Source organism: Pectobacterium nicotianae (assembly GCF_023272715.1).
Taxonomy (GTDB): Bacteria; Pseudomonadota; Gammaproteobacteria; order Enterobacterales; family Enterobacteriaceae; genus Pectobacterium; species Pectobacterium brasiliense.
The window spans coordinates 3,597,718-3,613,441 of the sequence record NZ_CP096821.1 but is presented as its reverse complement, the minus strand read 5'-3'; the positions used below and the strand labels follow the sequence as shown (position 1 = coordinate 3,613,441).

The following is a 15,724-nucleotide window of genomic DNA, read 5'->3' as shown; positions in this document are numbered from 1 at the left end:
CATAACCTGGCGGAAACGAAACTAAGAGAGAGCTCTATGAACCCTGAGCGTTCCGAACGCATAGAAATCCCCGTATTGCCATTGCGCGATGTGGTGGTTTATCCGCACATGGTCATTCCGTTGTTTGTTGGTCGGGAGAAATCGATTCGGTGCCTTGAAGCCGCAATGGATCATGATAAGAAGATCATGCTGGTGGCACAGAAAGAGGCCTCAACGGATGAGCCAAGTATTAACGATCTTTTCTCGGTAGGGACGGTAGCCTCAATTCTTCAAATGCTGAAACTGCCGGACGGCACGGTAAAAGTGCTGGTCGAAGGGTTACAGCGTGCGCGTATTACGACGCTTTCTGACAGCGGTGAGCATTTCGCTGCACACGCAGAATATCTTGATTCCCCAGCGATTGATGAGCGCGAGCAGGAAGTGCTCATGCGCACGGCGATCAATCAGTTTGAGGGATACATCAAGCTGAACAAGAAGATCCCGCCGGAAGTGCTGACATCTCTGAACAGCATTGATGATGCCGCGCGTTTAGCTGACACCATTGCTGCGCACATGCCGCTGAAACTGGCTGATAAGCAGTCTGTACTTGAAATGTTCGATATCACTGAACGTTTGGAGTACCTGATGGCGATGATGGAATCCGAAATCGACCTGTTGCAGGTAGAAAAACGGATTCGTGGCCGCGTTAAGAAGCAAATGGAAAAAAGCCAGCGTGAGTACTATCTGAATGAGCAAATGAAAGCCATTCAGAAAGAGCTGGGTGAGATGGATGACGCACCGGATGAACACGAAGCGTTAAAACGCAAGATTGACGCGGCGAAAATGCCGAAAGACGCGCGTGAGAAAGCCGAAGCAGAATTACAAAAGCTGAAAATGATGTCACCGATGTCAGCGGAAGCGACGGTGGTGCGCAGCTATATCGACTGGATGGTGCAGGTGCCGTGGAATGCGCGCAGCAAAGTGAAGAAAGACTTGCTGAAAGCGCAGGAAATGCTGGATACCGACCATTATGGTCTGGATCGCGTGAAAGAACGCATCCTCGAATACCTCGCAGTACAGAGCCGGGTCAGCAAGATCAGAGGGCCGATTCTGTGTCTGGTAGGGCCTCCTGGCGTGGGTAAAACCTCGCTCGGTCAGTCTATCGCCAAAGCGACCGGACGTCAGTATGTGCGTATGGCGCTGGGTGGTGTGCGTGACGAAGCGGAAATCCGCGGTCACCGCCGTACCTATATCGGTTCCATGCCGGGCAAACTGATCCAGAAAATGGCAAAAGTTGGTGTGAAAAACCCGCTATTCCTGCTGGATGAGATCGACAAGATGTCTTCGGACATGCGTGGCGATCCGGCTTCTGCCTTGCTGGAAGTACTCGATCCTGAGCAAAACGTGGCGTTTAACGATCACTATCTGGAGGTCGACTACGATCTGTCCGATGTGATGTTTGTTGCGACGTCTAACTCCATGAACATCCCGGCACCGTTGCTTGACCGTATGGAAGTCATTCGTCTTTCCGGCTATACCGAAGACGAAAAACTGAATATCGCCAAACAGCATCTGCTGCCGAAACAGATCGAACGTAATGCGCTGAAAAATGGCGAGCTGTCGGTAGAAGACAGCGCGATTGTTGGCATTATCCGTTATTACACGCGTGAAGCTGGCGTACGTAGTCTGGAGCGTGAAATCTCCAAGCTGTGCCGTAAAGCAGTAAAAACGCTGTTGATGGATAAATCCACTAAGCATATCCAGATTTCGGGCGATAACCTTAAGGATTTCCTTGGGGTACAGCGCTTTGACTATGGTCGTGCGGACGATGAAAATCGCGTAGGGCAGGTGACCGGACTGGCCTGGACGGAAGTGGGCGGCGACCTGCTGACGATTGAAACGGCCTGCGTACCGGGCAAAGGTAAGCTGACTTATACCGGTTCACTGGGTGAGGTCATGCAGGAGTCGATTCAGGCTGCGCTTACCGTGGTTCGTGCCAGAGCGGAAAAATTAGGCATCAATGCTGATTTTTACGAGAAGCGTGATATCCACGTTCACGTTCCAGAAGGTGCGACGCCGAAAGATGGTCCGAGTGCGGGTATTGCGATGTGTACCGCGCTGGTTTCTTGTTTGACCGGTAATCCGGTGCGTGCCGATGTGGCGATGACGGGGGAGATTACCCTGCGTGGTCTGGTACTGCCGATTGGTGGTCTGAAAGAGAAACTGCTGGCTGCACACCGTGGTGGTATCAAGACGGTATTGATTCCTGATGATAACAAGCGCGATCTGGAGGATATCCCACAGAACGTGATTGCCGATCTGGAAATCCATCCGGTGAAACGTATTGAGGAAGTGTTAGCGTTAGCGTTGCAAAATGCGCCTTCTGGTATGCAAGTGGTCTCGACGCCTAAAGCCAAGACCAAAGCCAAGGCAAAATAGTGACCTGTCGCAAAAACCCTTGAGAAAATCAGGGCTGGTGAGTGAAATCGTGCTTGCCAGCTTTTTTTTGTACCGCTAAGTTAGAGCACTGTTAGTTTTAGCCGTAACTGGCTAAGCATGACAGCATTGATAATAAGTTACGTGTCGCGTCTTGGGACATTGAAGCGCGATAAGAGAATTCCAGAGGGGATGACAGAGTGAACAAGTCACAATTGATCGACAAAATTGCCGCAGATGCTGATATTTCCAAAGCGGCAGCAGGGCGTGTGTTAGATGCAATTATTGGTTCCGTTACCGAATCCCTGAAAGAAGGGGATGATGTTGCTTTGGTTGGTTTTGGTACTTTCTCAGTGCGCGAACGTGCTGCTCGTACCGGCCGTAACCCGCAAACTGGTAAGGAAATCAGTATCCCTGCGGCGAAAGTACCAGGATTCCGTGCTGGTAAGACGCTGAAAGACGCCGTTAACTGATTATTACGTCACAGGTTTGGCGGATAACCACTTTGGTCGCCAAACAATACCTGACGCAATGGTATTGGTAGGGTAAGATACGAGGCGCATCATTTTATGATGTGCCTTTTATTTATTAGGACTATACATACCCGGCACATGGCAGACGTGGCGGGCAATAAGCTTAAATGCGCCCTAGCCTTGTATTGGGCTATAGCAATCGCAAGGATGCATGGCTCCGGCCAGCGCAGGGAGTTTTATCCATTCTACAGCGGAGTGTTGTCACATTATGATGGACAATTTACGTACGGCCGCGAATAACGTCGTGCTCAAAATTATTCTTGCTTTGATCATCGCATCATTCGTTCTAACTGGCGTTGGTGATTATCTTATTGGTGGTTCAGGAGATTACGCTGCAAAGGTGAACGGGCAAGAAATTACCCGCGCACAGCTTGAGCAGGCGGTACAGAACGAACGCAGTCGTCAGCAGGAAACCTTGGGGGAGAATTTCTCTCTTCTGGCGAGTAATGACGGCTATATGCAGCAATTGCGTAGGCAGGCACTCTCCCAACTCATTGATGAAACCTTGCTGGATCAGTATGCCAACAAGCTGGGGTTGAACATCAGTGATGAGCAAATCAAACAGGCGATCTTTGACGTTCCTGCGTTTCAGACCGACAACCGTTTTGATAATGAAAAGTATCTGGATCAGGTTCGTCGCCTTGGCGTAACGCCGGATATGTATGCGCAGATGCTGCGTAAGCAGCTGACTTCACAGCAACTGATTCGCGGCTTTGGTAATACCGCATTCCTGCTGCCGCAGGAGATCGATAATCTGGTGAAACTGGCTGCACAAGATCGTGTTGTCCGTGTTGCAACCATTGATATTGCTGCCAAGGCGAAAGCGCAGACGGTTGCTGACGATGAGATCCAGAGTTATTACGATCAAAACAAAGGGAATTTCATCGCACCAGAAGAATTCAAAGTCAGCTATATCACGCTGGATGCGGCAAGCATCATGGACGGCGTGAAAGTAGACGATGCAGCCATCAACGATTTCTACGAGCAGAACAAGAGCGCCTATTCCCAACCTGAGCGCAAAAAATTCAGCGTGATTCAGGTGAAGAATGAGGCCGATGCAGCGTCTATTCTGGATGCGCTGAAGCAAGGTGGTGATTTCGCTACGCTGGCGAAAGAAAAATCAACGGACGTTATCTCGCGCCGCAACGGTGGCGATCTGGGATGGATGGACGAAAACAGCATGATTGATGAGCTGAAGCAGGCAAAACTGACAGAGAAAGGTCAGGTTTCCGAAGCGATTAAATCCTCTGTTGGTTATCTGATTGTGCGTCTGGATGATGTTCAGCCGCAGCAGGTCAAACCGCTGAGCGAAGTGCGTGCCGAGATCGCTGAGAAAGTGAAGCACGAGAAAGCGCAGGATGGTTACTATGCGCTGCAACAAAAAGTCAGCGAAGCGGCCAGCAATGACAACGAGTCTCTGGCTTCAGCAGAAGAAGCGGCTGGTGTGAAAGCCACGCAGACCGACTGGTTTACGCGTGAGAAAGTTCCCGCTGCGCTGAACTTCCAACCGGTAACGCAGGCTATCTTTAGCGGTGCTCTGCTGGGCGAGAACGGTGCTGCGGGCAACAACTCCGATGTGATTAACGTCGACGGCGATCGTGCTTTCGTTCTGCGTATCACTGAGCACAAGCCTGAAAGTACTCGCCCTCTGGATCAGGTTCGTACCGAGATCGTAGAGACGCTGAAACGTCAGAAGGCTGAACAGCAGACTCGTGTAGACGCTGAAAAAATTCTGGCTGAATTGAAGCAAGGTAAAGATGACGCGCTTAAAGCTGCGGGCCTGAGCTTTGGCGAGGCAAAAACGATGTCTTCTATCTCTCAGGGTGATGCAACGGCCGAAGCAATCTTTGCTATGCCACATCCAGAGAAAGATAAGCCATCTTATGCGATTACTCAGGATCAAGCCGGTAATGTCGTGCTGGTCGCGCTGGATAGCGTGACGCCACATCAGCTAAACGATGAGCAGAAAACACAGTTTGCTAGCCAGGTTCAGCAAGGTTCTCTGGGCGCGCTGTTTGATTCTCTGCTGTCCAGCTTACGCAGTGAAGCGAAAATCAAGATGGGCAATGCGGCGCAAGAACAGCAATAAGCTCCGCAAAAATTTGCAAATCGTTGCAACAACAAAAGGCCGCTTTCGCGGCCTTTTCCACATTTAAATTCTGCTGTTTGCGGTGTTGATGGGTCTGCGGCAAGGTAGCCGTGCTGTCACACACAAGGAGGAAACAGCATGAAAAAATCAGGAATAAAAGCACTGTGCTTAATCATTGGGATGAGCTTGTCTGGGTTGCCATTACTGAGTCAGGCGGCACCTAAAGCCGCCGACAGTACGGCAACAGCGGTGAAGTCTGCGCCAGCAGATCAGAAAGCGGAAAAAGCAACGCTTCCTGATGGTGATGAGGATAAGGTAAGCATTAATGCAGCAAGCGCCGCTGATTTGGCGGAAATAATGAACGGTGTTGGCCTTAAAAAGGCGGAAGCGATCGTGACCTATCGTGAGCAAAATGGTCCTTTTACTCAGATCGATCAATTAACTGAGGTCCCGGGAATTGGGGCGGCGTTGGTTGAACGAAATCTCTCTCGCTTAAAACTGTGATGTCAGTCGCAGCCCAGTCGAGCACTTCCTCTGGGCTGCGAACCTCTGCTAGGCTAATTATCAGGTCATACCAGTTGTTGGTTTTGTCACAGGAGTATTACCGTTATGCAGACTTTCATTACCGTTCGTGGTTATCACATTGATGTTTATCAGCACGTTAATAACGCGCGCTATCTGGAGTTTCTGGAAGAGGCGCGTTGGCAATGGCTGGAAACGTTGCCTGCTTTTGGCTGGATGCATAGCAACAATGTCGCTTTTGTCGTAGTGAACATCAATATCAACTATCGCAAGCCTGCTGTTCTCGGTGACGTGCTGCGTATTGATAGCGAGCTACTACAGATGAATACGAAAAGTGGCGTGATCAGCCAGAAGATAACCCGAGTGTCTGATGAAAGCGACGTAGCCGATGCCACGCTAACGTTTGTCTGCATCGATTTATTGACGCAAAAAGCACTGCCGTTGGAGGGAGAACTGCTGGAACACCTAAACGAGATTCGCCGTTAACATGAAGCAACAGGCCACTACCTGTACGGTGTGGCCTGTTGTTTTTACATGGCGTGATGGTTCTGCATGTAGAGTTCTGCATAGCGACGTGAAGTCTCAGCGTAACCCTGCTTTCTGCTTCAGCGATGCCATGATAGCCACTGAGTCGTTTTGATATTGCGCGAGCCCATTTGCTCGCAAATGGCAGGCGGCACATTGACCACACCCATCACCCTTGATGCCGTTATAGCAAGTTAACGTGTGGTAACGAACGGTATCGAGTTGCTGGTAATGATCCGCCAGCGCCCAGGTTTCGGCCTTATTAAGCCACATCAGCGGGGTTTCAAAACGGATATCGCGGGCAATACCTAAAACAATAGCCTGGTTCAGTGCCTTGACGAATTCGTCGCGGCAATCAGGGTAGCCGGAAAAATCGGTCTCACATACGCCGGTAATGACGGCCTCGGCACCAACCTGATAAGCGTAGATGGCAGCGAGCGTCAGGAAAAGAATGTTTCTTCCCGGAACGAAGGTGTTGGGGATGCCCTGCGCATTGGCATCGTAATCGGGGACTGGGATACTGTCACGCGTCAGGCTGCTGGTGGCGAGTTCGTTCAGCAAGCCGACGTCCAGAACCTTATGCGCTGTTGCCCCCAGTTTCTGACTGAGTTCCCGAGCGACATCAATTTCCGCGCGGTGGCGTTGCCCATAATCGAAGGTGATGCAGTGGACGTCATCATAATCTTGCAGAGCCTGAATCAGGCAGGTTGTGGAATCTTGTCCACCGCTAAAAACGACAACAGCACGCTTCATTCTTCATTCACCTTAACGCGACGTTAACCGCAATACGTCTGCAACGCACAGCGGTGTAAAGTCACTATTTTACCTGAAAAGCTATGTTATCTGAAAAAACACGCTATCTGAAAAACACGTTATCTGAAAAAACCTGTTACCTGAAAAATAGCTCGGCTGTCGTTACATCAGGCTGGATTCAGGGGAAAGGTGAGATATCTCTGGGTTGTTCAGCACATTGAGATAAGGGCTAATGTCGCCAATATTTTTTTCTACCCAACTGCTGTTGTAGTAGGTATCCAGATAGCGTTCGCCGCTGTCGCAGAGCAGAGTCACAATCGCACCTTGTTGACCTCGGTTCACCATCTCTTTGGCCAGTTGCAGCATTCCCCAGACGTTGGTGCCGGTGGAAGCACCTGCTTTGCGGCCTAACACGCTTTCCAGCCAGTACAGTGTTGCGATGCTGGCGGCATCCGGCACTTTGATCATGCTATCAATGACGTCAGGAATAAAAGACGGCTCGGCACGCGGGCGGCCAATACCTTCGATCCGACTGCCGCATGGGCCAGTGATGGAGCGATCCCGCTGTTGGTAACAGTCGTAGAAGACGGAGTTTTCTGGATCGACGACGACCAGTTGTGTATCCAGCCCCTGATAGCGAATGTAGCGACCGAGCGTGGCTGACGTACCGCCAGTTCCTGCGCTCATCACGATGTAATCCGGCACGGTATGCGGTTCACGTGCCATTTGGCGGTAAATGCTGTCGGCAATATTGTTGTTGCCGCGCCAGTCGGTAGCGCGTTCTGCGTAGGTGAACTGATCCATATAATGGCCGTTCATCTCTTGCGCGAGCTGCTCAGATGCCGCATAGATTTGTCCTGCCTGTTCAACAAAATGGCAGCGCCCGCCATAGAAAGCGATTTGCTCGATTTTTCTTTTTGCGGTGCAGGAAGGCATGACGGCGATAAACGGCAGGCCAAGCAAACGTGCAAAATAGGCTTCTGACACGGCGGTGCTGCCGGATGACGCTTCAATAATCGGCGTGCCTTCTTTAATCCAACCGTTGCACAGCCCGTAGAGAAATAAGGAGCGTGCCAGACGATGCTTCAGACTGCCGCTGGGATGTGTGCTTTCATCTTTGAGGTAAAAATAGATACCGGGATAATCCGGCAGGGTCAGACGGATAAGATGCGTATCAGCCGAACGCTGAAAATCTGCTTCGATAGCGCTGATGGCATTTTTAACCCAGGCATTAGTCATGATGAAAACTCGGTTAGGCAGTGATGCGAATAGAGTAACGAGTTTTCAGGATAAAAAAATTACCTTTTTATCTCCTTGTGACTAATTTAAGGGAATAATTTACCCTTATTTTCTTTATATATGGATTTTTTTTCTACTGAGGCGAATGGCGAGTTGCTATCTTTAAAATTATGATAACAGCGGGGTGGGGGTGCAACGAAGGTCGGTAAGGTCATTGCTATGTCGATGTTGCCAATAATGCTATCACCATGATTCTGGGCGGGAAGAACATTACTTTTCTCTCTTAATGGGGGAGAGTAGGGGGTGTTTTCTATCGGCGGCGCTATTTTTAGGTAAAACTACATTAGGTAAAACCATATTAGGTATAACTATGCTGGATAAAATTGATCGCACACTGCTGAATATGCTGCAACAGGATTGCACGCTTTCGTTACAGACGCTGGCCGATGCGGTTAATCTGACATCCACGCCGTGCTGGAAACGTCTGAAGCGTCTGGAAGAGGAAGGGATCATCCGGGCTCGGGTGGCGCTGCTGGATAATGAACGTCTGGGGTTAGGTCTGACGGCGTTTGTTTTATTGAAGACGCAGCAGCATAACCGCGACTGGTATCAGACTTTCACCCGCGTGGTGTCCGATATGCCGGAGGTGCTGGCTTTCTATCGTATGGCTGGCGAATACGATTACCTGATGCAGGTTCAGGTCGCTGATATGAAAAGCTATGATGATTTCTATAAACGGCTGGTGAATGGAATTCCCGGGCTGGTCGATGTAACATCTAGCTTTGCTATGGAACGAATCAAACATACCACGGCACTGCCCTTATCCCTGTGATTCATCATCCATCCGTCTTTTGTATAATCGCTTGTCTGAGTCTGTCATGACCCGTCTGGCTATTGGAATGAAAACCGCGTGAGACTTTTTGCTCAACTGAGTTGGTATTTTCGCCGTGAATGGCGGCGTTATCTGGGTGCTGTGGCGCTATTGATTGCGATTGCTATTCTCCAATTGCTGCCCCCTAAACTGGTCGGCGTGATTGTCGATGGTGTAACGCAGCACGGCATGTCGATGGCCGAAATGATGAAGTGGATTGGCGTGATGCTGTTGACTGCCATCATGGTCTATCTGCTGCGCTACGTGTGGCGCGTGTTTCTGTTTGGGGCGTCATACCAGTTGGCGGTTGAACTACGAGAGGATTTTTATCGCCAACTGAGCCGTCAGCATCCGGCATTTTACCAGCGCCACCGTACCGGCGATCTGATGGCGCGCGCGACTAACGATGTCGATCGCGTGGTCTTTGCCGCCGGAGAAGGCGTGCTGACGCTGGTCGATTCAATGGTGATGGGCTGTGCCGTACTGGTTGTCATGTGTACTCAAATCAGTTGGGAGCTGACCCTGTTGGCGCTGCTTCCGATGCCGGTCATGGCGATTTTCATCAAACGCTATGGCACCCAACTGCATAACCGTTTTAAATCCGCACAGGCCGCGTTTTCTTCGCTTAACGATCAGGCGCAGGAAGGCTTGACCAGCATTCGGATGATTAAAGCCTTCGGGTTGGAAAACTATCAGTCCGCGCGTTTTGCACAGGTTGCGGCGGACGCCGGTGCCAAAAATATGCATGTTGCCCGCGTTGATGCCCGCTTCGATCCCACCATTTATATTGCCGTCGGGCTGTCGAATTTGCTGGCGATTGGCGGCGGCAGTTGGATGGTGATTAACGGTTCGCTGACGTTAGGTTTGTTGACCAGCTTTGTCATGTATCTGGGATTGATGATCTGGCCGATGCTGGCGCTGGCCTGGATGTTTAATATTGTTGAGCGTGGTAGCGCGGCATATAGCCGTATTCGTCAACTGCTTGCGGAAGAGCTCGTGGTGAAAGACGGTGAGGAATCATTGCCTGCCGAGCGAGGCGTGCTGGAAGTGAATATCTCCGCGTTTCGCTACCCGGATAATACCCGTGATGCTTTACAGCATATTCAGTTTACGCTGGCACCGGGCAATATGCTGGGGCTGTGTGGGCCGACAGGCTCGGGGAAAAGTACGCTGCTGGCGTTGATATTGCGTCATTTCGATACCCAATCGGGAGAAATTCGTTATCACGATCGTCCATTGAGCGCCATTCGGTTGGATGAACTGCGCAGCCGTTTTGCCGTTGTGGGGCAAATGCCTTTTTTGTTTTCCGATACCGTGGCGCAAAACATCGCACTGGGTCGGCCTGATGCTACCCAACAAGAGATTGAACAGGCGGCGCGGCTTGCGAGCGTTCATGACGACATTCTGCGTTTACCTCAGGGTTACCAGACGGAGGTCGGAGAGCGCGGCGTGATGTTATCAGGCGGTCAAAAACAGCGGATCGCGATTGCCCGAGCGCTGTTGCTGGATGCTGAAATTTTGGTGCTGGACGATGCGCTGTCTGCGGTTGATGGGCGAACGGAACACCAGATTTTGCAGAATCTCAAAACATGGGGCGAAAAGCGGACGCTGATCATTAGCGCACATCGCTTGTCAGCTCTAACCGAAGCGAATGAAATCGTTGTGTTACAGCAAGGACAAACGGTGCAGCGTGGCACACACCGGACGCTGGCGGCACAACCCGGCTGGTATCGGGATATGCACCGTTATCAACAGCTGGAGGCGGCGCTGGATGATGTGCCGCAGTTGGAAGGAACGAGAAATGAATAGTCCTCAACAGTTTTGGCCAACCCTGAAACGTCTGCTGGCCTATGGTTCCCCCTGGCGAAAACCGCTGTTACAGGGCGTCCTGATGCTGTGGATTGCTGCAATCGCTGAAGTCTCAGGCCCTGTGTTGGTGAGCTATTTTATTGACGATTTGGTAGCAAAAGGCCAGTTCCCGCTGGCGATTGCGGCGGGCCTGGCAATGTCCTATATCCTGCTGCAAATCCTGGCGGCCTCGCTGCATTATTTCCAGACACTGCTGTTCAACCGCGTTGCGGTCGGTGTCGTCCAGCAACTGCGCATTGATGTGATGGATGCGGCGTTGCGCCAGCCGTTGAGTACATTTGATACGCAACCCGTAGGGCAACTGATTTCACGCGTTACCAATGACACCGAAGTGGTTAAAGACCTGTACGTCATGGTGGTGTCAACGGTATTACGCAGTGCGGCGTTGGTGGGGGCGATGCTGGTGGCGATGTTCAGCCTGAACTGGCAGATGGCGCTGGTTGCACTGATGATTTTCCCTGCGGTAGCGACGGTCATGGTGCTGTACCATCGCTTTAGTACGCCGATTGTGCGCAAGGTACGGAGCTATCTGGCTGACATCAATGATGGCTTCAACGAAGTGATTAATGGCATGGGCGTGATTCAGCAGTTTCGCCAGCAGGCCCGCTTTGGCAAGAAACTGGGGGCCGCCAGCCATGAGCACTATGAAGCGCGGATGAAGGCACTGCGCCTGGAGGGTTTCCTGCTGAGGCCGTTGCTGAGCCTGTTTGCCGCGATGGTGCTGTGTGGCTTGTTAATCCAATTCGGTTTCAGCTCAATGGGATCGGTTGGCGTCGGGGTCTTGTACGCGTTTATCAACTATTTGGGCCGTCTGAATGAACCGCTGATTGAACTGACAACTCAGCAAACGATGTTACAGCAGGCGGTTGTCGCCGGTGAGCGTATCTTTGAACTAATGGATGGCAAAAAGCAGCGTTACGGCGATGATGAGCGTCCTCTGGCGACAGGGCGTGTCGATATTGACGATGTCTCTTTCTCGTATGGCACAGAAAAACGCGTGCTACAGAATATTTCTCTGACGATACCAGAGCGCGGATTCGTCGCGCTGGTCGGGCATACCGGCAGTGGGAAAAGTACGCTAGCCAGTTTGCTTATGGGGTATTACGCGCCAGATGAGGGTGAGATTCGACTCGATGGCCGCCCGCTGTCGACGCTCTCTCATGCGGTCTTGCGCCAAAATGTGGCAATGGTGCAACAGGATCCGGTTGTGCTGGCGGAATCCATGTTTGTGAATGTGACGCTGGGGCGTGATATCAGCGAAGAGGCCGTCTGGCGCGTGCTGGAAGTAGTGCAGCTTGCTGAACTGGTTCGGGCTTTTCCTGAAGGGTTGCATACGCGCATTGGCGAGCAGGGGAATAACCTGTCTACCGGACAAAAGCAGCTGTTGGCGATTGCGCGGGTACTGGTGCAAACGCCTAAAATCCTGATTCTTGATGAAGCGACGGCGAATATTGACTCAGGTACGGAGCAGGCGGTGCAAAAGGCGCTGCGCATTATCAGGGAACAGACAACCTTGATTATCATCGCCCATCGGCTTTCCACTATCGTTGAGGCCGACACGATTATGGTGCTCCATCATGGGCAAACCGTTGAGCGGGGAACGCATGAGCAACTGCTGCAACAGCAGGGGCGCTATTATCAAATGTATCAATTGCAGCTCGCCGGAGAGGATCTTGCAGCCACCAGCACTGAGCCTTGTCCTGCGCACTGAGGCTTACCTGGGAGAGTATCTCGGTCTGCACCGCCTTGTGTGGTGCAGACTGACAGTCTATTCATGGCTTCGCACCATCAATAAGCATCGTGATTCTGGTTTTCCCCCGCACTGCACTGAAAATACTCTTCGTGCACTAAATTAGTGCAATTCTTGCCCGATTCTTCCTGCATTTTGTTCCCACCGGGTTTTCTTTTTGCCCTTTCTTATCGTTAATAGCGTTCTCTTTCCTGATTTGTGCCAGATAAATCATTTATGGCACACCCTTTGCTTTAGTCATGACGTAGACCGACTTCATAGAGCATGTAATCGAACAAGTGACGGGCGAAAGCCTGAACGTAATGGCTAGGGGGAAGATAAATGAAACTGGTTACTGTGGTGATAAAACCATTCAAGCTGGAAGATGTACGTGAAGCGTTATCTTCTGTCGGCATCCAGGGACTCACCGTCACTGAGGTGAAGGGATTTGGTCGTCAGAAAGGACACGCGGAGCTATACCGCGGCGCAGAATACAGCGTTAACTTTTTACCCAAGGTAAAAATTGATATCGCGATTGCAGACGACCAACTGGATGAAGTGATCGATGTTATCAGCAAAGCCGCGTACACCGGAAAAATTGGTGACGGCAAAATTTTTGTCGCCGAGTTGCAAAGGGTTATCCGTATTCGTACGGGTGAAACTGACGAAGCCGCACTTTAATAACACCTAGCGTAGATACGTAAATAGGGATGGATGAAAATGAAAAAACTACTCTCTTCATTAGGTTTTGGTGTGGCGGCATTACTCCCGTCCTGGGCAATGGCTGCGACACCGACGATTGATAAAGCGGACAACGCTTTTATTATGATTTGTACCGCACTGGTACTCTTTATGACTATACCGGGCATCGCATTGTTTTACGGCGGCCTGATTCGTTCTAAGAACGTTCTGTCCATGATGACGCAAGTGAGCGTAACGTTCGCGATGGTTTGTATCCTGTGGGTCGTTTACGGATATAGCCTGGCCTTCAGCGAAGGTAACGCCTTCTTCGGTGGTTTCAGCACCTTTATGCTGAAAGGCATCGGGATTGAATCCATCAGTGGCACCTTCTATCAGTTTGTACACGTGGCTTATCAGGCTTCCTTTGCCTGTATCACCGTTGCGCTGATTGTCGGGGCGATTGCTGAGCGTATTCGTTTCTCTGCTGTACTGATCTTTGTTGCGCTGTGGCTGACGTTCTCCTACCTGCCGATGACGCACATGGTATGGGGTGGTGGCTATCTGGCTGCTGATGGCGCGCTGGACTTCGCTGGCGGTACGGTGGTTCACATCAATGCCGCAGTTGCTGGGTTGGTTGGTGCTTACCTGCTGGGCAAACGTGCTGGTTTTGGCAAAGAGGCCTTCAAACCGCATAACCTGCCGATGGTGTTTATCGGTACGGCGATCCTGTACATCGGCTGGTTTGGTTTCAATGCGGGTTCTGCGGGTGCTGCGAACGGTATCGCCGCTCTGGCTTTCCTGAACACCGTTGTCGCGACTGCCGCTGCAATTCTGGCATGGGTTGGCGGTGAGTGGATGGTCCGCGGTAAGCCTTCTCTGCTGGGCGCATGCTCTGGCTGTATCGCGGGTCTGGTGGCAATCACGCCAGCAGCGGGTACGGTTGGTGTGGGTGGCGCACTGATCATCGGTCTGGCTGGCGGTGTTGCAGGCCTGTGGGGCGTAACGGTACTGAAAAGATGGCTGCGTGTGGATGACCCATGTGATGTGTTCGGTGTTCACGGCGTGTGCGGTATCGTTGGCTGTATCCTGACTGGCGTATTCACTTCTGCATCACTGGGCGGTACCGGCTATGCAGAAGGCGTAACGATGGCACACCAGATTTGGGTGCAGCTGTTCAGCGTGATTGTTTGTCTGGTGTGGTCTGGCGTGGTGGCATTTGTCGCCTTCAAGATCGCGGATATGGTTGTCGGCCTGCGTGTACCTGAAGATCAAGAGCGTGAAGGTCTGGATGTCAACAGCCATGGCGAGAGCGCTTACAACCAATAAGATCGCGTAAATTAATCAGTGAGATAGTCAGAATACAGTAAGCAGGCGTGGGGGAGACTCCACGCCTGTTTTATTATCAGTCTTAAACCAACCCCCTCCAGATGAGGTGGTCTTTTACGTTACGAGGCTGCCACAAGGTTTACGGCTGGCGACGACGTATGACGCCTTCCTGCACGCTGGATGCAACCAGCACGCCTTCCCGGGTATAGAATTGCCCACGAACGAAACCACGAGCACCGGATGCAGACGTGCTTTCTACGGTATATAACAGCCAGTCATCCAGCCGGAAATCACGGTGGAACCACATTGAGTGATCGATGGTAGCGACCTGCATACCCGGCTCCAAAAATCCAACGCCGTGAGGCTGTAAGGCCGTGAGTAGAAAATTGCAGTCAGACGTATAGCCGAGCAGATATTGGTGAATACGCTTATCGTCCGGCAGCGTGCTACTGGCACGACACCAGACGTGTCGCACCGGCTCGTCTACTTCACCTTTTAGTGGGTTATGGAATTTAACCGGGCGTATCTCAATCGGGCTGGCCTGAATAAATTTATCGTGAAAACGGGGCGGCAGAAGGTGCTGCATGTCTTGTGCGATTTCCTGCTCGGATTTCAGATTTTCTGGCGGTGTGACGTTTGGCATCACATTTTGGTGCTCGAACCCTTCTTCATGACTTTGAAATGAGGCCGTCATATAAAAAATAGGGCGGCCATTCTGGATAGCCCTAACGCGTCTGGCGCTGAAGCTGTTGCCATCGCGCAGGTTTTCAACGTCATAAATAATCGGTTTCTGGCTATCGCCGGGTAGCAAAAAGTAGCTGTGGAAAGAGTGAATGTTGCGCTCGACGGGGACAGTCTGTTTAGCGGCTGACATGGCCTGGCCGACGACTTGCCCACCAAAGACCTGACGCAGCCCCAAATCATCGCTTTGTCCACGAAATAGCCCTTCTTCGAGTTTCTCTAAATGCAGGAGGTCGAGAAGGTGTTGTAGTGATTGACTCATGGTATCGGCCCCAATGGATGCGAATAAATAATTATCTGTTTGTTTTTTAAGGTGTAAAATATTTCGTTATGGGTTTTTACTGCAATGAATGTGTGGGTTTCAGGAAAATATCAGAATTTTGCACCATCATTATTGTGTTGGGTGAATCATACTATTTATGAGTGCCGGT

The 15,724-nt window shown here is 51.2% G+C and carries 13 protein-coding genes; 10 read left to right on the top strand and 3 right to left on the bottom strand.

What is annotated here, in order from left to right:
- Positions 1–36 precede the first annotated feature (36 nt).
- The 5 genes from lon to MYB54_RS16160 all read left to right on the top strand — a co-directional run bounded on the left by lon (position 37) and on the right by MYB54_RS16160 (position 6,045).
- Positions 37–2,418, top strand: a complete 2,382-nt coding sequence (gene lon / locus MYB54_RS16180; RefSeq protein ID WP_010282144.1) for an endopeptidase La — start codon at positions 37–39, stop codon at positions 2,416–2,418.
- A 197-nt stretch (positions 2,419–2,615) separates the two neighbouring features.
- A complete protein-coding gene (gene hupB / locus MYB54_RS16175) occupies positions 2,616–2,888 on the top strand; it encodes a nucleoid-associated protein HU-beta (RefSeq protein ID WP_005976031.1) in 273 nt (90 codons plus the stop codon).
- 268 nt (positions 2,889–3,156) lie between these two features.
- A complete protein-coding gene (gene ppiD / locus MYB54_RS16170) occupies positions 3,157–5,037 on the top strand; it encodes a peptidylprolyl isomerase (protein ID WP_119872111.1) in 1,881 nt (626 codons plus the stop codon).
- 138 nt (positions 5,038–5,175) lie between these two features.
- Positions 5,176–5,541: a helix-hairpin-helix domain-containing protein gene (locus tag MYB54_RS16165; RefSeq protein ID WP_014914531.1), complete on the top strand. Its 366-nt coding sequence runs from the start codon at positions 5,176–5,178 to the stop codon at positions 5,539–5,541.
- Positions 5,542–5,646: 105 nt separating this feature from the next.
- A complete protein-coding gene (locus MYB54_RS16160) occupies positions 5,647–6,045 on the top strand; it encodes an acyl-CoA thioesterase (RefSeq protein ID WP_014914532.1) in 399 nt (132 codons plus the stop codon).
- Between the two features lie 96 nt (positions 6,046–6,141).
- Here the strand turns inward: MYB54_RS16160 and queC are convergent, their stop codons facing one another.
- Both queC and MYB54_RS16150 read right to left on the bottom strand, forming a co-directional pair.
- Positions 6,142–6,837, bottom strand: coding sequence for a 7-cyano-7-deazaguanine synthase QueC (queC, locus tag MYB54_RS16155; RefSeq protein WP_010282163.1), 696 nt, complete (start codon positions 6,835–6,837; stop codon positions 6,142–6,144).
- A 162-nt stretch (positions 6,838–6,999) separates the two neighbouring features.
- Complete coding sequence (locus MYB54_RS16150) at positions 7,000–8,076, bottom strand: PLP-dependent cysteine synthase family protein (protein ID WP_180774632.1); 1,077 nt, start codon at positions 8,074–8,076, stop codon at positions 7,000–7,002.
- A 370-nt stretch (positions 8,077–8,446) separates the two neighbouring features.
- Between MYB54_RS16150 and MYB54_RS16145 the strand changes: the two genes are divergently transcribed.
- The 5 genes from MYB54_RS16145 to amtB all read left to right on the top strand — a co-directional run bounded on the left by MYB54_RS16145 (position 8,447) and on the right by amtB (position 14,552).
- Entirely contained in the window at positions 8,447–8,908 is a 462-nt protein-coding gene (locus MYB54_RS16145; RefSeq protein ID WP_005976040.1) for an Lrp/AsnC family transcriptional regulator, read from the top strand.
- Positions 8,909–8,986: 78 nt separating this feature from the next.
- The gene (locus MYB54_RS16140) at positions 8,987–10,756 is read left to right on the top strand and encodes a SmdA family multidrug ABC transporter permease/ATP-binding protein (RefSeq protein WP_248721056.1); all 1,770 of its coding nucleotides are present in this window, start codon (positions 8,987–8,989) and stop codon (positions 10,754–10,756) included.
- The gene (locus MYB54_RS16135; protein ID WP_248721055.1) at positions 10,749–12,527 is read left to right on the top strand and encodes a SmdB family multidrug efflux ABC transporter permease/ATP-binding protein; all 1,779 of its coding nucleotides are present in this window, start codon (positions 10,749–10,751) and stop codon (positions 12,525–12,527) included. The genes MYB54_RS16140 and MYB54_RS16135 overlap by 8 nt, the downstream gene beginning before the upstream one ends.
- Before the next feature lie 360 nt (positions 12,528–12,887).
- The gene (gene glnK, locus MYB54_RS16130; protein ID WP_002208627.1) at positions 12,888–13,226 is read left to right on the top strand and encodes a P-II family nitrogen regulator; all 339 of its coding nucleotides are present in this window, start codon (positions 12,888–12,890) and stop codon (positions 13,224–13,226) included.
- A 39-nt stretch (positions 13,227–13,265) separates the two neighbouring features.
- Complete coding sequence (gene amtB, locus MYB54_RS16125) at positions 13,266–14,552, top strand: ammonium transporter AmtB (protein WP_185893748.1); 1,287 nt, start codon at positions 13,266–13,268, stop codon at positions 14,550–14,552.
- A gap of 139 nt (positions 14,553–14,691) precedes the next feature.
- On the opposite strand, the gene tesB is transcribed toward amtB, so the two are convergent.
- Complete coding sequence (tesB, locus tag MYB54_RS16120; RefSeq protein ID WP_014914538.1) at positions 14,692–15,555, bottom strand: acyl-CoA thioesterase II; 864 nt, start codon at positions 15,553–15,555, stop codon at positions 14,692–14,694.
- Between the last annotated feature and the right edge of the window lie 169 nt (positions 15,556–15,724).